The organism is Actinomyces timonensis DSM 23838 (assembly GCF_000295095.1).
Classification (GTDB): Bacteria; Actinomycetota; Actinomycetes; order Actinomycetales; family Actinomycetaceae; genus Actinomyces; species Actinomyces timonensis.
Genome location: NZ_JH806633.1, coordinates 674,967 through 696,125, shown reverse-complemented (window position 1 = coordinate 696,125; position 21,159 = coordinate 674,967). Strand labels below are relative to the sequence as shown.

The window sequence follows — 21,159 nt, the reverse complement described above, 5'->3', positions numbered from 1 at the left end:
GCCGGTGTTTGTCAGTCGTGAGCTGGGCGCGTGGCCGGGCGCTGGTGGGCTGCGTCGTGGTGGGGTGAGTGCGTTCGGGTTCTCTGGGACCAATGCTCACGTGGTGCTGGAGCGTGAGGTGGGGTGGGACGAGCCGGTTCCGGCTGGTGGTGGTCAGGGGCCGGTTGTGCTGATGGTGTCGGCCAAGACCGAGACCGCGTTGGTGGACAGCTGCAGGAACCTGGCTGACTGGCTGGAGCGTGAGGGCGAGGATGTCCGGCTGGACCACCTTGCTGTGACGCTGGCGCTGCACCGCTTCCACTTCGCCCACCGAGCAGGCATCGTCATACCGCCGGGCAGCGGCGCCGTGGGGTGTCTGCGCCGCGCCGCCGCCGGAGAGCGGTCGCCTGACATCCTCCGCGGAGTCGTTCCCGCTCAGCAGCGTCCCAACCCCGTCCTCGCCGAGGCGGCGCAGCGCCTGTGGGACGAGTTGCGCGCGCAGACGCGAGTTCCCGGCGCCGACACCGTGCAAGCCGTTGCCGAGCTCTACTGCCGCGGCTACGAGCCGACACGAGGGGCAGGGGATGCTCCATGCCTTGGCGGTGTGCCCCGCTACCCGTTCGCGAGCGACAGCTACTGGCCCCAGCCGCCGGCTGCCAGGGAGGAGCTCCCACTCGGCGCGTCGGACGACGTCGAGGTGCCCGACCTGCGCTGGATCGATGTGGCGACCAACGTCTCAGACAAGGAGATCGCGCGATGACGCACGAGACCGACCCGACTGTCTCCCTGGACGCGCTGGCCCAGCTCGAGCTTGTGCGCTCCACCCTGTGCCACGACGCCTCCCGTCCCTGTCAGCTGCTCGACGTCGAGTGGGGCGTGGCCGACGCCGTGGTGCGCGGTGGTGACGCTGTCCGCGTGGCGCTGGACGCGAAGGGGGCCCGGCGTAGGTGGACGCTGGTGCGCAGCGGCAGTACGGGGGACACCGCTCTGTGCAGCGGCCTCCTCGTAGTGCCTCCCGGAGAGGCCACGGACGAGGACGTGATGACGCTTGAGCGCGCTGCGCTCTTCTCCCGTGACGCTGTCGCCACTGCTGAGCTGCCCGCACCAGCGCGGTGGCAGCGTGTTGCCCGGTACGAGGCGGTCGAGGCGCATGCCGAGGCCGCGGACCTCGACAGCAATGGTGTGCTGCTGCGGCACGAGGGATCCGGGTCGCCCGCTCGCCGACTGGTGGTGCTGGAGGCGCACGGCGCCGGCTCAGGCCATGCCCAGGCTCAACCGGGCTGGGCTGCTGAGGAGCGCCTGGTCGAGGAACTGCGGGAAGTGATCTCTGCCCTCCAGCACATCCCGCGCGACATGGTCGGGGAGGAGGAGCCCTTCTCCCACTTCGGTCTTGACTCGATCACACTGGGCGAGCTCTCGGAGCTCCTCTCGGAGAGGCTGGGGCTCAGCCTGACTCCCGATATCTTCTTCCGCTACGGGTCGTGCGTGGAGCTGGCCAGTGGGCTTGTCGCCGGCCATGCCGCGTGGGCGGCGCAGCGCTACGAGACCGCGGACGCGCCTCGCCAGACCCGTGTGCTCCCTGTGCCCGCGCCCTCTGCCGTCTCGGCGCGGGAGAGGCCTGCTGGCACGACCTCCCACACGGGCGGCTTCGTATCGATCATCGGCCTCAGTGGCCGTTTCCCCGGTGCCCGTGACGTCGGCCAGTTGTGGAAGAACCTGCGCGCTGGTGACTGCGCGATCACTCAGCTGCCCGTTGACCGCCCTGGCTACCCCTCCAACTGGAGCGCCTCCGTGGCTGGGTGGCTGCCCGGTGTCGCTGAGTTCGACCCGCGCTTCTTCGCCATCTCACCCAAAGAGGCGGAGCAGATGGATCCGCGCCAGCGCCTTCTGATGCAGGAGATGTGGCGAGCCCTGGAGGACGCGGGAGTCGGGGAGAGGACACTGCGCAGCCACCGCGTGGGCCTGTTCGTGGGGGTCGAGAACGGTGACTACGCCCACCACCTCGGTCACGACGAGGACCTCACGGGTGCCAACGACTCGGTGCTGGCCGCGCGCCTGGCCTATTTCCTGGATCTGCACGGGCCTGTCCTGGCGATCAACACAGCTTGTTCGTCAGGGCTCGTGGCGCTGCACGAGGCGCGTGCCAGCCTGGAGCGGGGGGAGTGCGACATCGCCGTGGTGGCAGCGGCGAACATCCTCACGCACCCGCGCACCATCGAAGCCATGAGTGCCGCGGGCATGCTGTCCACCACCGGCAGCTGCCGGGCTTTTGACAGGCGTGCCGACGGCATGGTCCCGGGCGAGGCCGTGGTCGCCCTCGTGCTGGAGGACGGGGACAAGGCACGTGGCGAGGGAAGGCGGGTGCGCGCCGACGTCCTGGGCTCCGGCGTCAACCACGACGGGCGCACCCAGGGGATCACTGCTCCTAACGGCGCCGCCCAGGCGGACCTGATCTCGTCGGTGATGGCGCAGTCGGGCATCTCGCCCGCGCAGGTCGGGCTCGTCGTCGCCCACGGGACAGGCACGCCGCTGGGGGACCCGGTCGAGGTCAAGGCGCTCGCCGCGGTGATGGGCTCAGTCGAGCGCGACGCGCCTGCTCTGCTCATGTCGACCAAGCCCAGCATCGGTCACTGCCAGGCGGCCTCAGGCCTGGTCAGCACCGTCGTGGCGACGTGCGCCCTCACCAGCGGTGAGGTGCCTGTCAGCATCTGCTGCGAGGAGCCCAGCGACTACGTCGACTGGGACGCGACAGGCCTGAGGGTCTGCGCCCAGACCCAGCCGTGGCCACAGGCCGCGGAGCATCCGGTGGCCGCTGTCAGCGCCTTCGGCGTGAGTGGCACCAACGCGCACGTCCTGCTGCGCGCGCCTTCACCGGCCGACTCCACGAGCTGGCCGGAGGACTCGCAGATCCTGCTGGTCTCCGGTGCCACCGAGGAGTCGTTGCGGCGCCAGTGCGCTGACCTGGCGGTGGCGCTGCGCGACAGGCGGCTGTCCCTGGCCCCGGTCGCGCGCACGCTCGCCGAGGGACGTCACCACCTCGCCTGTCGCGCAGCGGTCGTCGCCGCGACCAGTGGCGAGGCTGTCCACGCCCTTGAGGAGTTGGCGCAGGGCCAGTCGGCCGTCTCCCGGGTGCCTCGAGGATTTCGCCCTAATCGGGCTCAGGAGACCGCCCTGGAGGAGATGCTGCGTGGCGCGCACGGCGCCGACAAGGCGACCAGGGGCGAGGTGCTGCGCGCGGTTGCGGACAGCTACTCGCAGGGCTATGTCTCCGACCTGTCGCCCCTGTGGGGAGCGAGCCAGCCACCACTCGTCTCGCTGCCTGGCACGGTTTTTGCCACGGACACCTACTGGGTGGGGGAGCAGCCGCGCGCCCAGTCGCCTGAGAGCGCCGGTGGCCTGGCCGGCAGGAACGCCTCAACGGTTGGCGAGGGCCTGCGCACGCGGACCCGCCTGCGCCCCGCGGATCCGCTGGTTGCTGATCATCGTCTTGACGGCGTGCCCACGCTGCCAGCGGCAGGGCATCTCGCCGTGCTGTGCGACGCGGCCCGGATCCTGGACGGGCGCGTACCCGGGCCGGGCGCGGGGTTGCGCTTGACCGGGCTCAGCATTCAGCGCCCCGTCGTCGTGACCGGTGAGACCGACGTCGTGGTACGTGCTGAGGAGATGGAGGACGGCTCGGTCCTGCTCACCCTCGGCTATGGTCCGAGCGGTGCCCCGCCGCAGGACGCCAGCAGCGTCGTGCTGGAAGCACTGGCCGCACCGACGGCCGCGGATCCTGTGGAACCAGGCTCCGCCGGGATGCGGCCTGTCGACAGCGAGCAGCTGTACCGCATGCTGGGCCGGGTGGGGCTGGACTACGGTGCTGCGTATCGCACGGTCACCGGCGTGCTCACCGCCGGTGAGGAGGCCAGTGTGACCGCTGGCGCCGCGGTGGCCACGTGGGACGCGGCAGTGGTGCGCCCTGATGTGCTGGACGGCGTCCTCCAGGCCATCGGGGTGGCCCAGCCCGGCTCCAGCGAGCCAGGCCTGCCGGTCGGCGCCGAGAGCATCACCGTGCACCGGGCGATGCCCGCGCGGGTCGTTGCCCGCGTTCGCCACCTGGGACGCAGGGGGCGCCTCACACGGTTCGACATCGACGTCGCCGACACCGACGGCGCGCTGGTGCTGGAGATCAACGGTCTCACCACGGCACCGGCCGCCGACAGCCCGGTCGAGTCGGAGGTGAGCCTGCTCGCCCCCGGCTGGGCGCCCCTGGCGTCCCAGGATTCCGGAGCCTCTGAGGCGTCCGCGGCCGAGTCGCGGGACCGGCACGTGGCTGTTGTCGGGGCTTGCGCCGACCCGCGGGCTCTTGGCGCTGACACGGTGGTGCACCACATCCCCCTGACGGGGGCGGCCTCGTCTGATGACTATGAGGAGGCGGCGCAGGGACTGCTGCGGCTGAGCCAGGAGCTGGTCGGCTTGAGACCGGCCCGCCCCGTCCTGCTGCAGGTGCTCGTCCCGGAGGGCCTTGCTGGCGGCCTCGTCGGCATGGTCGCCACTATCAGCAAGGAGAGCCGACGGGTCATGGCCCAGCTCGTCGAGGTGACGCCGCGGGCTGATGCCGAGGCGCTGGGGACGCTGTTACGGGATCAGGCCTCCGCGACCCTTCCCGCTGCCCACCTGCACGTCGCCGGGGCGTTGGCCAGGCGCAGGACGTGGAGTCCCATGACGTGGCGGGAGCACGCCTGGTCGCCTGGCTCCTATCTGGTCACTGGAGGCCTTGGCGGCCTCGGTCTCCTGGTGGCGCGGGATCTGCTGAAGCAGGAGGGAGTGCGCGTGATGCTGTCCGGGCGCTCGGTTCCGGACGAGCGCGCCCGCGCGCGACTCGCCGAGCTGGACGCTGGGGACCGTGCTCGTTACGTCCAGCTGGACCTAGCAGATCCCGCCGACGTGCGTCGTGTCGTCGATGAAGTGGAGAGCCTGACCGGTGTCATCCACTGCGCGGGTGCCACTCGAGACGGCTCGCTGCGCACCAAGACTCCAGAGGATCTCGCGTCGGTGCTGGTGCCGAAGGTGCGGGGGACGGTGAACCTCGACGCGGCCACCGCGCGCCTCCCGCTCGAGGTCTTCGCGCTCTTCGCCTCGACCACAGGCGTGCTGGGCAACGCTGGCCAGATAGACTACGCCGCGGCCAACGGCTTCATGGATCGCTGGGCGCACGAGCGCAACCTACTGGTGCAGCAGGGTGAGCGCCACGGTCGCACGGTGAGTATCGACTGGTCGCTGTGGGCTGAGGGCGGCATGGCCATTCCTGAGACGCTGCTGGAGAGGATGGCTCGGGAGCAGGGCTTCGCGCCCATCTCGTCCACGGCTGGCCTCACGGCGCTCCACGCGAGCATCGCCTCCGGCGAGTCCCAGACGCTGTGCCTCGCCTCCACGCCGGGACGTACCCCAGAAGTGCTGCGCGACCTGCTGGACGTTACGGAGGAGCCCGAGGAGACCGGGGGAGCGCCGGTTCCGTCGCGCCCGCAGCCGGGCACCACGGTGGTGGCCGCTACTCAGCCCCACCCTGTCACCCCCAGCGAGGCCGTGCTGGGACGAGTCGTGGAGTTGCTCCATGAGAGCCTCGAGATACCCCTTGACTGGCTGGACCCTGACGTGAATCTCGACCAGCTGGGGCTGGACTCCATCAGAATGATCGGCGTCATTGAGGATCTCGAGCGCGAGCTGGGCGAGTTGCCCAAGACGCTCTTCTTCGAGTACGAGACCCTGAAGGAGCTGGCCGACGATCTTGCCTCCGAGCGCCCCGAGGCGGCTGCCGCCCTTGTATCCACTGCTCTCGCTGGTACGCAGGCTCACGCACCGGTCCAGCAGAAGGCTGCCGTGAGGAGCGCGGTCAAAGACACAGCCGGCGCGGGCACCGCTGCCAGTAGGAGGGCTCCTTCCCCGCGCCGCAGCAGGCGTCAGCAGACATCGGAGAGGGGGGCTCACGCGGCTCCTGGACCGCTGGACTTCGCCATCGTCGGTCTGGCAGGGCGCTACCCCGACGCCCAGGACGTGGACCAGCTGTGGCAGAACCTGCGATCCGGCCATGACGCGGTGAGCTCGGTCCCGGTCTCGCGCTGGGACACCGACACCCTGGCGTGGCGCGACCAGAGGGGGCCGGTTCCGGGCGCGGGCGGCTTCCTCGACGGCGTCGATCACTTCGACCCGTACTTCTTCGGAATCTCGCCGCGCGAGGCCGAGCACATGGATCCGCAGGAGCGGCTGTTCCTGCGCTGCGCCTACGAGACCATCCAGGACGCGGGCTACCGGCCGTCGGACCTCAAGGCCGAGGGCAGGCAGTCCACCGGCGTGTTCGTCGGGCTGATGACCACCGAGTACCACCTCTTCGGCGTGGAGGCGCAGATGGCGGGGATGCCGCTGGCTGTACCGGGCAACCTGTCCTCGGTCCCCAACCGTGTCTCCTATCAACTAGGCCTCAAGGGGCCAAGCCTCGCGGTTGACACCATGTGCTCATCGACGTTGTCCGCGCTGGACACCGCCTGCCGAGCGATCCTCAGCGGCCAGTGCGCCCAGGCCATCGTGGGCGGGATCAACCTCACGCTGCATCCCAGCAAGCTCCTGCTGCTGGACAGCACCGGCTTCATGTCGAAGACGGGCCACTGCCACGCGTTCGGCGCTGACGCTGACGGCTACGTTCCCAGCGAGGGCGTGGGCGCCGTCCTGATCAAGCCGCTGCGCCAGGCTGAGCGGGACCGTGACCACATATACGCCGTCATCAAGGGGTCCTGTCTGAACCATGCCGGCAGGACCACTGGTTTCACCGTCCCCAGCCCCGTGGCGCAGGCCGATGTCATCAGCCGCGCGCTGGAGGAGAGCGGCGTCGACCCCGCGACGGTGACGTACGTCGAGGCTCACGGAACGGGTACCAAGCTGGGTGACCCGATTGAGATCCGTGGCCTGGCGCAGGCACTGGGCGACGGGGCCGCCTGCGCCATCGGGTCGGTGAAGGCGAGCCTGGGGCACGGCGAGGGAGCCGCTGGCATGGCGTCGCTGACCAAGGTCCTGCTTCAGATGAGGCACCGCACCCTGGTGCCATCGCTGCACAGCGAGCAGCTCAACCCCCTGCTGGGCATTGAGCGGACCCGCATGGCGGTGCAGCATGACGTCGCGCCGTGGGAGCCTGCCTACCCCGGTGGGCCGCTGCGAGCCTGCGTATCGTCCTTCGGGGCGGGCGGGTCCAATGCCCATGTGGTGCTTGAGGACTACCAGGACGACGCCGCCCTTCAGGCCGCCCGCCCTGGTCCAGTGCTCGTTGTTCTGTCAGCGCGTAGCGAGGACGCCCTGCGCCGCAGTGCCGAGCGGCTGGTCGCCGCGATTGATGCCGAGAAGGTGGATGAGAACGACCTGGGGGCCATCGCCTACACCTTGCAGGTCGGTCGCGAGGCCTTCGCCTGGCGCGCGGGGGCTGTCGTGACTGACCTGACTGCCATGCGTGGCTTCGCGACCCGTGTGCGCGATGGCCAGGGCCTGCGGCATGTCAACCTGCGTGCGGCGCAGCCGGTGCCCGTGGAGTCTCTCGTGACGTTGGACCATCAGCTTGAGGCCTGGCTTGCTGGCGGCCTATCCGACTGGGCGGGTGTCGCAGGATCAGGGCGTCGGGTGAGCCTGCCCTCATACCCGTTCGAGGAGGAGCGGTACTGGCTGTTCCCCAAGGCGGGTCCGGGAGCCAGCGCTGACGACGTCGGAGAGGAGCGCGCCGCCGAGCCGGAGCAGGCCGTGGCTGGGACGCCAGTGCCCGATCTCGTCATGGAGGCCTGCGCGACAGCCGTCCAGCAGGTCCTTAAGATCCCCCGAGACCGTCAGGATCCCGACGACTCCTTCCAGGACATCGGCTTTGACTCGGTGACCATCGTCGAGATAGCTGAGGCGCTTGGCGACGCGCTGGGGATCGACCTGGGACCGGACGTGCTGTTCAGCCATCCCACGCCTCGCCTCCTGGCCGAGCATCTGGCGAGCGCCTATGCCGATGCCCTGGCCGGTGGGCACGGGACGGATCCCGAGCCGTCAGGGACCACCCGCCCGGCGCCGGCTCCTCTTGTTCCCGCTGCGGCCCCCAGGACGGTGGAGCACGACCCGGCGGTCGTCGTCGGCCGCTCAGTCCGGGCGGCGCAGTGCGACGACGTGAGGCAGCTGTGGGAGGCAGTGCGCAGCGGCGAGAGCCAGATCCTCGACCTCGCGGAGCGACGGCCAGGCTGGGAGGGCGCGTCGCGCCGGGTTGCCGCGCTGAGCGACATCGACGTCTTCGACCCGCTTTTCTTCGAGATCTCGCCACGTGAGGCTGTTGGCCTGGATCCGCGAGCGCGTCTGCTGCTGGAGGAGATGTGGCACGCGCTTGAGGACGCCGCGCTGGGGCGACGCGCGCTGGAGCGCTCGACAGTGGCCGTCTTCGTCGGTGTGGAGGACGGCGACTACCAGTTCCTCGACAACCCCGACAGACAGGTCGTCTCCAACCACACGGGCGCGCTGGCCGCGCGCCTGAGCTACATGCTGGACTTGCACGGGCCTGCTATGGCGATCAACACCGCCTGCTCCTCTGGCCTGGTCGCCATGCACCAGGCGGTGCGCTGCCTGGAGTCGGGCGAGTGCGACGTGGCCGTCGTCGCGGCTGTCAACCTGCTGACCGACCCAGGCACCTTCGACACCATGGCCGAGGCCGGCATGCTCTCGCCCGGTGGTGTCTGCGCGGCGTTCAGCGAGGCCGCGGATGGCATGGTGCCAGGCGAGGCGGTTGCCGCCATTGTCCTGATGCGCGAGTCGGACGCGGTTCGTGACGGCCGTCAGCTCCATGGCGTCGTGCGCGGCAGCGGCGTCAACTACGACGGCAGGACGAACGGCCTGACCGCTCCTAACGGGGACGCCCAGAGGAGCCTGGAGGCAGCGGTCTACGCCGAGGCCGGCGTCCAGGCTGACGAGATCGGTCATGTCATCGCCCACGGCACCGGTACGGGTCTGGGCGACCCTATCGAGCTCAACGCGCTCGCAGCAGCCCACGAGTCCCTGGGCTCGGCGCCCGGAACCTGTGCCGTGACCTCCGTCAAGCCGGTCGTGGGACACAGTCAGGCCGCGTCAGGGCTGGTGAGCCTCATTGTTCTGCTGGAGTCCCTGCGCAGTGGAGTCATCCCGGCCAATCCTGCCTGCGCGCCCCTCAACCCACACATCCGCCTGGAGGGCCGCCCTGTGTCGATCCTGCAGCGGGAGCGCCCGTGGCCGGTTCGTCAGGGTCAGCCGCGTGTTGGCGCCGTGAGCGCCTTCGGTGTCAGCGGCACGAACGCCCACGTTGTGGTCAGCGAAGTCACGTCCCCGTCACCTAGCATTCTGGAGCCCGCGATGAGTGTAGTTCTTCCCCTACTGGTCTCTGCGAAGTCGCCTGAGGCGCTCGACTCCATGCTGCTGGAGCTGTCGCGCTGGTGCGCCTCTCCGGAGGCTCCCGACCTGCGATCGGTGGCGCGCACACTGGCCGAGGGGCGGTACCACCATGAGTACCGGTGCGCGGTGCTCGCTGCCTCCGTGATGGAGGCAGCGAGAGCGCTGCGCGGCGCCGTTGCCGATCCCGATGCCGATGGTGTGCGCTCGGTGGTGGCACGCGGCCAGGTGGCTCAGGAGCCGTCCGCTCAGATGCGTGAACTGACGAGGCGCCTGGCCGACGACCCTGGTGGCGAGAGCGCCGCGCAGATCGCGGCGCTCTACCTCGCCGGCGATCTTCCCGCGGATCTGCTGGGAGAGTCGGGCGCCTCGCTGGTCTCGGCCCCCGGGTACGTGTTCTCCCGGGAGCGCTTCTGGCCCCAGGCGCCCCGGACCGGCCAGGTCCCGGCATCGGTCCCTGATGCGCCGGCCGTTGCCGAGGATCCTGAGGACAGGGCTGGGGCGGCGTGGGAGCCGCGCATGGTCGGGTGGCCTGTTGAGGAGCGCCTTCGTGCCGTGGTGAGTGATGAGGTCGGAGCGGTGCTGCGACTGGACCACTCACGCATCGACCCCACTGCGCGTCTGCAGAGCTACGGCTTCGACTCGATCACGTTCGTCGAGCTGGCAGGCGCCCTGACCGAGAAGCTGGGGGTGACCGTCCAGCCCTCGGACTTCTATCAGGAGTCCACGGTCAACGACGTCGTTGCCAGCCTGGTGTCGCGTCACGAGCAGCAGATCTCCGCGCTGCTGAGGGCGCCGGGGGCCGGTGCGGATGCCGATCGCGCTGGGAAGGCGCCCGCTCCCGCCCCGGCGGGCGAGCACCCCCACGGTCCTGGTGCCCGGCCGGGCAGTGACCAGGCGCCAGCGAGGGACAGCCAGCCAGGCGAGGTGGTCGTTGTCGGAGCCAGCGGCCAGTTCCCGCAGGCCCGTGGAGTGGAGGAGCTGTGGGACCTGGTGGCCTCGGGTCGCTGCGCGATCGGTTCGGTGCCGCAGGAACGACGGGAGTGGCACGTCGACGACGTCGTCCGTCGCATGGGCTGCCTGGAGAGGGTCGCGGAGTTCGATGCCAGGTTCTTCGACATCGCTCCCCGCGAGGCCTACCAGATGGATCCGCGACAGCGTCTGCTGCTGCAGGAGATGTGGCACGCGGTAGAGGATGCCGCGCTGACGGATGAGGAGCTGCACGGCGAGCGCGTGGGCGTCTACGTCGGTATCGAGGAAGGCGACTACTCGCGTCTCCTGGACCAGGCAAGCGTCACGTCCAACACCAACTCAGTGCTTGCGGCGCGGCTGAGCTACTTCCTTGACCTGTCCGGTCCCTGCATGGCCATCAATACCTCGTGCTCCTCTGGCCTGGTCGCGCTGCACCAGGCTCGGCTCGCGCTGCAGCAGGGCGACTGCGACACCGCGATCGTCGCGGCCGCCAACGTGCTGAGCGCCCCTCCCACCTTCGACGCGATGGCTGACGCTGAGATGCTCTCGCCCACTGGGAGGTGTCGTGCCTACGACTCCGGGGCCGACGGCATGGTGCCTGGTGAGGCGGTTGTCGCGCTGGTGCTTCAGCGCGAGGGCTCGGCGCGTCGGCGGGGTCGTCGGGTCAGCGCTCGGGTTCTTGCGACGGCCGTGAACTATGACGGTCGCAGCAACGGCATCACAGCTCCGAGCGGGTCCGCGCAGGAGGACGTCATCGCGCGTGCCCTGGAGGCCGCTGGTGTCCAGCCGGCTACGTTGGGGCTGGTGGTTGGGCATGGGACGGGCACCCGTCTTGGGGACCCCGTCGAGGTGCGCGCCCTGGCGAGCGCCTACTCCTCCGCGCCCCCGCACAGCTGCGCGCTGATGTCGGTCAAGCCATCCATAGGTCACACGCAGGCGGCCGCCGGCCTGGTCAACGCGCTCGTCGCGATCGGGGCCATGGAGCACGAGGCCCTTCCACCGACAGCCTGCTGCGATCAGCCCAGCGATTACGTCGACTGGGACGAGGCAGCCCTGTATCTCAACCGTGAGGCCCGCGCCTGGCCCGAGGCCTCCCACCCTCGCCGTGCTGCGACCAGCGCCTTCGGGTTCAGCGGCACCAACGCGCACCTCATCCTGGAGCAGGGCGACCCCCTGCCTGACATGCGGCCATCAGCGGCTCCCGTCCTGCTCGCGGTGTCGGCGGTGGACGAGGAGGCTCTGGGACGCCAGGTACGCGCGTTGCGCACGTGGCTGGAGGCGCACCCCCGCGTACCGCTGGACGCTGTCGCGCGCACGCTCGCTGTGGGCCGCCGCCACCTGTCGCACCGGGTCGCCGTGGTCTGCGCGGACTGGGCCCAGGCGTGCGCCTCACTCGCCGAGGCTGCCGGGTCCCACACCGGGGCGCGTGTCTTCTCCGGTGCCTCGGGACATGACACCGCCTCCGTGGCTGGGCTGGCGGCCTTCATGGACCATCAGGCGGCCGTGGTGGCGGACGCGGTCGATCCCGTCGCCGTCGACGAGGCGCTTCGCGCCGTCGCGCAGCTGTACTGCCAGGGCTACTCGCTGCCCACCCGCCTGTTCGAGGACGCTCCGCTGATCAGTCTTCCTGGTTATGAGTTCGAGCGCAGCGCTTACTGGGTGCGTCCGGACTCGACTCGTGCCACGGCCCCGGCACCAGGAAGGCTGTCACCAGCGACCTCGCAGGATCCGCTGGCACGCGAGTCTCTTCCCAGCCGCGCGCATGTGCCCAGCAGCCCGGCCGAGCCTCCTGAGCCGGAGGGGCTGGTCCACCTGATGCCGCTGGATGAGCCCGTGCCCGCAGAGACGCCATGCGCGTCGTCGCAGCAGGTCACCCTTGATGAGCCTTCCTCTGAGCCGCCCGCCTCGCCCGAGGGGCAAGCCGTGGGCGCGGTGCGGGAGCAGCCAGCGGGTGAGGAGGCACCGCCCGCTCCCGACATGTCGGAGGTGAGGGACCGCCTGGTGGCGAGCCTGGCGCGGGAGCTGTTCGTGGAACCCGAGGACGTGGATCTCGACCTGACATTCTCTGAGCAGGGGCTGGACTCGGTCGTCGGGGTGGAGTGGATTCGTGCGGTGAACAAGGAGTTCGGGCTGGCGTTGGGGACGGCCAGGCTGTACGAGTTCCCGACGGTGGAGAGATTCGCGACGATGGTGGCCGCAGAGGTGGCTGCCAGCGCGCCTCCGCAGGAGACCCGCATGCTTGACGCGCCGGCTGGTGCCCAGGACGACCTCGACGCCCTGCTGCACCAGGTCTACGACGGCGCGGTGCCTCCCACCCAGGCCGCAGAGCTGATGGCGCAGGAGGTGCCGGAATGAGCCAGGTGGATCGTGCCGCGGTCCTCGAGGCGCTTCGCACGCACCGCATCACTCCGGCGGAGGCGAAGCGGCTGCTCACGGTCGGCGCTGACCAGGTAGCCGCCACCAGAGCCGAGGCGGAGCCCCCCGGCACCGGGCCCATCGCCATCGTGGGCATGTCCGGTCGTTATGCGGCGGCCGGGGACCTGGACGCCTACTGGCGCATGCTCGCCGACGGCGCAGACGGGGTGCGCCCGCTACCGCCGCGGTTCGGCGGGGCCGACATGAGGGACATCGTCTCGCCGCGCATCGGCTACCTCGACGGTGTTGAGATGTTCGACCCGACCTACTTCCAGATCCCCCACGCCGAGGCGCGGGCCATGGATCCGCAGCATCGGATGTTCCTGGAGGAGTGCGCCGCTGCGTTCCAGAGCGCGGGCTACGCCCGGGCCCGGCTGGCCGGCACTCGGTGCGGCGTCTACCTCGGCCTTGCCAACGGTGACTATCTGCTCCTGGGCGACCGCGCGGGGTCGCCCAGGGCCTCCGTGACCAGCTCCAGCAACGCGATCGCAGCTGGCCGTGTGTCCTACTTCTATGACCTGGCGGGTCCGGCGCTGACTATCGACACGGCATGCTCGTCGTCCCTCGTGGCGGTGCACCTGGCGGTGACCGCGCTGCGCAGCGGCGAGATCGACATGGCGGTGGCTGGGGGAGCGGCCACTTACCTCTCGCCAGACGGTCTGGCGCAGATGGCCGACGCCGGGATGCTGTCCCCGACGGGTGCCTGTCACGCGCTGTCCGATGACGCCGATGGCTTCGTGCCGGGTGAGGGCGCGGGCGCGGTGGTGCTCAAGCGGCTTGCTGACGCACTGCGCGACGGTGATCCTGTCCGCGCACTGATCATCGGCTCCGGCATCAACCAGGACGGGCGGACCAACGGCATCACCGCCCCCAGCCTGGCATCACAGCGCGCCCTGGCCGAGGAGGTGTACGAGCGGGAGTCGATCGATCCTCGGACGATCTCCTACGCTGAGTTGCACGGCACGGGCACGATCCTCGGCGACCCGGTCGAGCTGACTGCCCTTGCTGGCGCGTTCCGGCGCTGGACCTCCGACACCGGTTTCTGCTCCGTGGGCTCGGTGAAGTCCAACCTGGGCCACACCTCCGCCGCGGCCGGGGTCGCTGGGCTGCAGAAGATAGTGATGTGCCTGGAGCACCGGGAGCTGGTCCCGACCCTGCATTTCTCCGCCCCCAACCGGCACTTCGATCTCGCCGGCTCCCCGTTCACGGTCGGGACCGAGCACCGTCAGTGGAGGAGCGAGTCCGCGCGCCGCGCAGTGCTGAGCTCCTTCGGCTTCTCCGGCACCAACGCTCACCTGGTGGTGCAGGAGCACGTGGAGCAGCCGCGGCGACCGGACGCGGGCGATACTCCCGTGGTGCTGGTCGTGTCGGCTCACTCGCCGGAGCAGTTGCGCTTGTGCGCCCAGCGGCTGGCCGCTGCTCTTGAGCGGGAGCCGGAACTGGCGGCGACTGATGTCGCGCTGACACTTCAACGCGGCCGTGACGCGTTGCCCGAGCGGGCAGCCGCCGTGGCTCGGGACAGGTCGGAGGCGCTCTCGTTGCTGCATCAGCTGGCCGCCTCCGGGCAGGGCTGGTACCGCGGCCGTGCCCGGCCCACCCGTGATGCGGCTGTCACTGCGGCAGACGGCCTGGATGCCGTGGCGCAGGCGTGGGTCGGCGGGAACGAGGTCGACTGGGCGACGTTGCCACAGACGTCATCCGGCAGGTCCGTCGTCCTGCCGACGTACCCCTTCGAGCGTGTGCCGCTGTGGTTCGAGGGCTCTGGGCAGGCTCGTGGCGCGCGTCGGGGTGAGGAGCGCTCCCGCGTGTCGATCGACTCCAGGGACTGGCGGGTGGACCAGCACCGCATTGAGGGAGTACCGGTGCTGCCTGCCACAGCGTCCGCCGAGATCCTCCTGCGCCAGGCTGATGAGCGTCACGGCGACAGCGCCCCGGCCCTGGTCGACCTGCGCTGGGAGCACCCGCTGGAGGCGCGTGAGGAGCACCTGGAGCTGGACGTCCAGCGAGGTGATGACGGTCAGCTCAGCATTCTTTCCCATTCCCGGGTCTGCGTCGTCGCCCGGGAGGCGACGGCGGGCCCCTCGCGCTCGGTGGACCTGGCGTCCGTGTCAGCCCTGCCCGAGGTGACGGCGAGGACCGCTCCCGCGGCCATCACCTACGGTCCCCGCTACCAGGCACTGCGAGACCCTCGCGCCGAGGGCGGTCAGGCCACCGGCCTGCTGGTTCCTCCGGAGGACTCGGAGGACTCCGCCTGGGCGGGCGTCATGGACTCGGCGTGGCAGTGCGTCGGACCGCTCTTGCCCGCGGGCGGCACCTATCTTCCGCTCGCGGCGGAGCGCTTCGAGATCTGGGGAGAGGCCCAGCAGGCGCGCCACGTCGTCGCGACCCGGCGCGCAGGTGAGTCCTTGTGCTTCGATGTCGACATCACCGCTGCCGACGGCACCGTCCTGGCCTCGACGAGCGGACTGGTCCTCGCCCCCGTGGGCGGAACCGGTGTCGTTGCCGTGGCGCGCAGGTGGACGCCTGGCGCAGAGACCGGACCGCGGCCCGCCGCTCGCCCACGGGTGTGCCTCGCTGGTGACGCCGGGCGCCTCCAGCCCGCGCTGGAGGGCGTGGCCGACCTCGTCTCTCGGGCGCAGGACAGCGACGCCGTCATCATCGTGCTGCCCACGACCTCCGCGGACGCGCAGGGGGTCCAGGATCTGTTCGAGTGCTGCCAGGAGGTGGTCAGGCCACTCCTGACCGACGGCGTCCGAGGGACGCGTGTGCTGCTAGTGGACCTTGCTGGCGGATCCAGCCCGGCGGCAGCCGCCATGGCCGGGTATGCGGCCACACTGCGGCTGGAGTCCTCCCTCGTCGTCTCGCTGCTGCAGATCCGGGCGACGGAGGACCTGGCGCGTCATGTCCTGGAGGAGACTGCCCAGGCCGACCTGCTGGTCCGGGTCGCCAATGACCAGCGGCGCGTCGCTGTCATGGCCGAAGTGGAGCTCCCGGAGCACGTCGAGCCGCGAGCCGAGACGGCTCTCGTCGTCGGCGGCTCCTCGGGAGTCGGCGCGCTCGTCGCGCGGGCGGTGGTCGCAGCCGGTGGTCGTGCCGCTGTGCTGTCTCGTTCCGGGGCTCCCGACCCGCTTCCGAACTGGGCCGAGGCGGCAGGGGACAACTTGTTGTACCTGGTTGCCGATGCCGCCGTCGAGTCTGACGTCGCTCGGGCCGTGGACCGCGTGCACCAGGTATGGGGAACCGTCGACGCGCTCTATCACGTCGCGGGCGTGCTTGACGACGCGCTGGTGCGCAGCACCACTGCCGACCAGGTGTCACGTGTTCTGGCTCCCAAGGCAGGCGGTTTTGACGTGGTCGACCAGGTGCTGCGCGAGGAGCCTCTTGAGCGTGTGGTGCTGTTCTCCTCGCTGTCGGCCTGGTTGGGCAACCCGGGGCAGGCGGCCTACTGCGTCGCCAACGCCTACCTCGACGAGGCCGCGGCCAGGCGCGAGCGCCAGCGGGAGGCGGGGGAGCGCCAGGGCCGGACAGTGAGCATTGGATGGCCCTACTGGGCCGAGGGCGGTATGACCATCAGCGACGACGCTGTCGAGGCCGCGCGTCGAGATCTGGGAATGGTGCCGCTGGACACGGCGGTGGCGCTGTCGCTGATCGACCGAGCAGTGGCCTCCTCCGAATCCGCGATCGCCTGCGGACAAGGATCTGTCCCGGCGATGCGTCGCGCCCTGCTCCAGCCACAGGAAGAGGCCGGGTCGCCGGAGCGCGCGGGCGCGGGATCTCGTGAGTTGGCGCTTGCTGCCGCTGGCCGAGTGCGGCAGGCCGTTTGCGAGGCGACTGGTACGCCGCCGGAGCGTGTTCGCTTGGACGACACCTTCGAGGACCTCGGCATGGACTCCATCGTGATGATGACGGCGACCCGGGCGCTGGAGCGGGACTTCGGGTCGCTGCCCAAGACACTGTTCCTTGAGCACCGTTCCATCGACGAGGTGGCGCTCACGCTGGCCGGGACCCACGCGGACACATGCGCGGCCCTTGCCCGGGCGCAGGAGCCCGCTCCGACCCCCGAGGCCTCGGTGGACCACCCCGCGCGGCCTGGGACGGAGGGTGGGCCGGGCGTGGCGTCTCCCAGCGGAAGGACGAGCGCCCAGCATCACGGTGCCAGCTCCGGGAATCGAGACCTGGCGGTCATCGGTATGAGCGGGCGCTTCCCCGGGGCGCGCGACCTGCCCGAGCTCTGGACGCTGCTGCGCGAGGGGCGCGACTGCATCACTGAGGTGCCCTTGGACCGCTGGGACCACGCGGCCTACGTCAGTGACGACGGCACTCCTGGCACCACCTATGCCCGCTGGGGCGGTTTCCTCGAGGACGTCGACGCCTTTGACCCGCTCTTCTTCGGCATCTCGCCGGCCGAGGCCTCCTTCCTCGACCCCCAGGCCCGTCTGTTCCTGCAGGAGTGCTGGCACGCCGTGGAGGACGCGGGCTACAGCCGCGCTCAGCTGGCTGGCCGTGCGATCGGCGTCTTCGTCGGGATCATGTACGGCCACTACGGCATGCTGCGTGGTGACATCGAGGGTCGCAGTGTCCCTGTCCCGTCGTCTTTCGCCGCCGTGGCGAACCGGGTGTCGCACTTCATGGATCTGCGCGGGCCCAGCATCGCGTTCGACACCATGTGCTCCTCCTCGCTCACGGCGCTGCATGCCGCAGCGGCCAGTATCCGCTCGGGAGAGGCCGAGATGGCGTTGGTCGGGGGAGTCAACCTCACCATCCACCCGGACAAGCTGGTCCTGCTGTCCCAAGGCAAGTTCGCCGCGAGGGACGGGCGGTGCCGCGCGTTCGGTCAGGGAGGCACCGGCTACGTGCCGGGTGAGGCTGTCGCCGCCCTGCTGCTCAAGCCTGTCGACCGGGCGGTCGCCGACGGTGACCACATCTGGGGAGTGATCCGTGGCACGGCTGTGAACTCTGGTGGTCACGCTGGCGGCTTCACCGTGCCGAGCTCCCAGGCCCAGGCCGAGGTGATCACGGCGGCCCTGCACGACGCCGAGGTCGACCCGGACTCGATCTCCTACATCGAGGCGCACGGCACCGGGACTGAGCTAGGAGACCCTATTGAGGTGCGGGCACTGGCCACGGTCCTGGGCGGCGGGCACCGCGACCAGCCGTGTCTTATCGGGTCGGTCAAGTCCAATATCGGGCACTGTGAGTCGGCGGCTGGTGTGGCGGGTCTGGCGAAGATTCTGCTACAGCTCCAGCACGGCCAAGTCGCGCCGTCGCTGCACGCTGACCCGCCCAATCCGCATATCGACTTCGCCGGGGCCGGTGTCGCCGTCGCGAAAAGCCTGGTCCCGTGGACGGCGGACCCGCCGCGCCGGGCAGGACTGAGCGCGTTCGGGGCCGGTGGCGCCAACGCTCACGTCGTCGTGGAAGAGGCGCCTGCCGTGGCTCGGTGTCCCGAGTCCCAGGGCCGTCACGTGCTGGTGTTCTCGGCGCGCGACGAGGACCGCCTACGCGCGGTCCTGCAGGAGTTCATCGCCTATGTCACCCGCACGCCATTGCTGCGGCTCGATGACGTGGCACTGACCCTGCAGACCGGGCGAGAGGAGATGGCCCAGCGGGCTGCGGTGGTCGTGGGCTCGCTCGATGAGGCGGTTGAACAGATCCAGCATGTGCTCGATGGCCAGGGCTCCTCCGTGCTGCTGGGCCGAGCGCAGCACCACGGCTCCGTGCTGGAGCAGGATCCCGATGACGAGCAGCGGGTCATGGGGCTCCTGCGAGCCGCACGGCTCGACGAGCTGGCTCGTGCCTGGGTGGCCGGACGCGCTGTGCCCTGGCAGGCTGGCTGGCAGGGGCGCGCAGCGCGCCGGGTCAGCCTGCCCGGCTACCCCTTCGCCAGGGAGCGTTGCTGGGCAGAGCCACCCGCGGATGCCGAGGAGCGGGCTGGGCGGTATCCGCACCCGCTGCTGCACGCCAACCGCTCGACCATGGACCAGGTGGTCTTCACGACGTCGTTCACCGGTGCGGAGTCATGGATCCGTGATCATCACGTTGACGGCGGTCCTGTCCTACCGGCCGCGGCTATGGTGGAGATGCTTCGCGCGGCTGCCCAGATGGCGCTCAGGGCACCAGTGGTCCTCTCCCAGGTCACCTTTGTCCGAGCCTGCCGTGAACCGGCCAGCGCGCCCCTGGAGGTGCATGCTGAGCGGGAGGGCGACGGCGTTCACGTTCGGCTCGTGGGCACCGATGAGGGCGCTGAGGTGGAGTACTGCGACGCCCTTGCCCAGATGGCGACCACTCCCGCGTCACAGGAGCGGGTGGCGCTCGCGGAGCTGCGGGCGGCCGCCCGCACCCGGGTTGAGGGGGCCGAGGTGTACTCGGCCCTCGCGGGTTCCGGTTTGGACTACGGCCCTACGCACCGGGTGGTCCGAGACGTCATAGTCGGCACGGATGCGGCGGTCGCCATGCTGCGGCGCTCGGGGGCCGCGGTGACGGGCGCGCTTCTCGACCCCGCGCTGCTCGACGGCGCGTTCCAGAGCACGTGGGCCTTCCTCAACCAGGGTGATGATGCGGCTGCGGGCCAGATGCTTCCGTTCTCGATCGGGCGTGTCGAGGTTGGCAGTGGCGGCTGGCAGTCATGGGACGAGGCAGCTGTAGTGACCACGCCTGCTGACACGGATCACGGCGACGAGCGGTGCGTGCACGTGCGGATCTGCTCGCCCACTGGCGACGTGCTGGCCCGTATCAGCGACCTGCGCTTCCGCGCGTCCTCGACCGGGCGCATGATCCAGGTTCCTGAGTGGCGTCCGGCACCGCTCGCCAGGGAGCGGCAGGACCTGCCCACGACCTGGCGAGTCCTCACCGCTTTCGAGCGCCTGGGGACGTACATGCCGGCCCTGGCCGAGACGACACTCCTGCCCTCGGATGCTTCTTTCGAGCAGGACTACATCCGGGCGGCGGAGACGACGCTGTCGATGCTGCAGCGCCTCCCGTCGGATCGCTGTGGCCGCACCGTGGTGCAACTGGTCCTCCCTGACGGCTCCCTGCTGGCGGGGCTGCTCGCGATGCTGCGCAGCGTCAGGGCGGAGGAGGAGGACATCGAGGTCCAGGCCCTGCTCTGCCCGGATGCCAGCGATCCTGCCTCGGTAGCGAGATGGGCGGGTGAGGAGGCAGGAGCGGCGGTCCTCCACGAGGCGGTCCGGCGAAGCCAGCACGAGCGTGAGACCGAGACCCTGCGGGAGGAGCCGTGGCCCGTTACCGCGCCCCGGCATGCCGATGGTGTCTGGCTGATCAGCGGGGGCGCGGGTGGAGTTGGCCGCCTCGTCGCCGAGGACCTCGCGGACCGGGCGCGGCGGAACGGTGACCCGCTCACGTTGGTGCTGCTTGGCCGCACGGAGCCTCAGGAGGAGATCCGCGCACTGACAGCGCGTCTTGGCGGGGACGGTGTCAGCTGCCGGTACATCCAGGTCGACATCTGTGACGAACCTGCCCTGCGACGTGCTGTCGCAGAGGTCGTCGCCGAGGCGGGTCCGGTCACCGACGTGATCCACGCCGCTGGCGTGCTGCGCGACGGGCTTGTGGCGACCAAGTCGGCTGAGGCCGTGCGCGAGGTCCTGAGGCCGAAGGTGACTGGCACGATGGCGCTGCACCGCGCGACCGCGGATCAGCCGCTGCGCAGCTTTGTGCTGTGCTCCTCGCTGGCAGGCACGGTTGGCAACGCGGGACAGAGCGATTACGCGGCTGCGAACGGTTTCCAGGACGAGTTCGCCGCCTGGCGCCGTGACCTGGTCCGTCGCGGCAAGGTCAGTGGCGCCACGGTGTCAATCGCCTGGCCACTGTGGCAGGACGGTGGTATGACGCTCAGCAGGCATGCGCTCGAGCGTATGGACGTCAGCACGGGGATGGTCCCGCTGCCGACACGCGACGCGCTGGAAGTCCTCCACGCCGCTCGCCATGGGGACGAGACCCGCTTGGTCCCACTGGTGGGCAGCCTGCCCGCTGTCCGCGGCTATCTGTCGCGCTGCCGCCGCAACGACTCACGTGAGCGGGGCGGTCCTCTGACCCGAGAAGCAGAGGCCGTGCCGCAGAGGCGATCGCGGAGACAACCACAGGCGCCGGGGATCGGCGGCGGCTCGGACACCGAGAAGGTGGCGGACCGGTTGCGCGAGATCCTGGCGTCCCTGACCAGGATCGACCGGGCGCGCCTGGACCTGGACGAGGAGATGGAGAGCTATGGCGTCGACTCCATCATCGTCATGAGCTTCGCCGAGCGGCTGCGCCCGACGATGGGCCGGGTGCCCAAGAGCCTCTTCTTCGACAACCGCACGCTGCGGGAGCTGGCTGGCAGCCTGCTGGAGACGCGGCCGCAGGAGTGCGCCGTCCTGCTGGGCGCCGGAG

3 protein-coding genes (1 of these 3 cut by a window edge) are annotated in these 21,159 nt (G+C 70.3%); all 3 read left to right on the top strand.

Going from position 1 to position 21,159, the window contains the following annotated elements:
• A partial coding sequence (locus A1QA_RS0109365) for a CurL C-terminal domain-containing protein (protein WP_279625148.1) occupies nucleotides 1-739 on the top strand: 739 nt, incomplete at its 5' end.
• Nucleotides 736-12,714: an SDR family NAD(P)-dependent oxidoreductase gene (locus A1QA_RS15975; RefSeq protein ID WP_020372765.1), complete on the top strand. Its 11,979-nt coding sequence runs from the start codon at nucleotides 736-738 to the stop codon at nucleotides 12,712-12,714. The genes A1QA_RS0109365 and A1QA_RS15975, both read left to right, overlap by 4 nt.
• Nucleotides 12,711-21,159: the 5' portion of an SDR family NAD(P)-dependent oxidoreductase gene (locus A1QA_RS0109355; protein ID WP_020372764.1), read on the top strand. Its footprint extends 2,624 nt past the window's final position; 8,449 of the gene's 11,073 nt are visible here — the first part of the coding sequence; it begins with the start codon at nucleotides 12,711-12,713; its stop codon lies off the right edge, out of view. Before A1QA_RS15975 ends, A1QA_RS0109355 begins: the two co-directional genes overlap by 4 nt.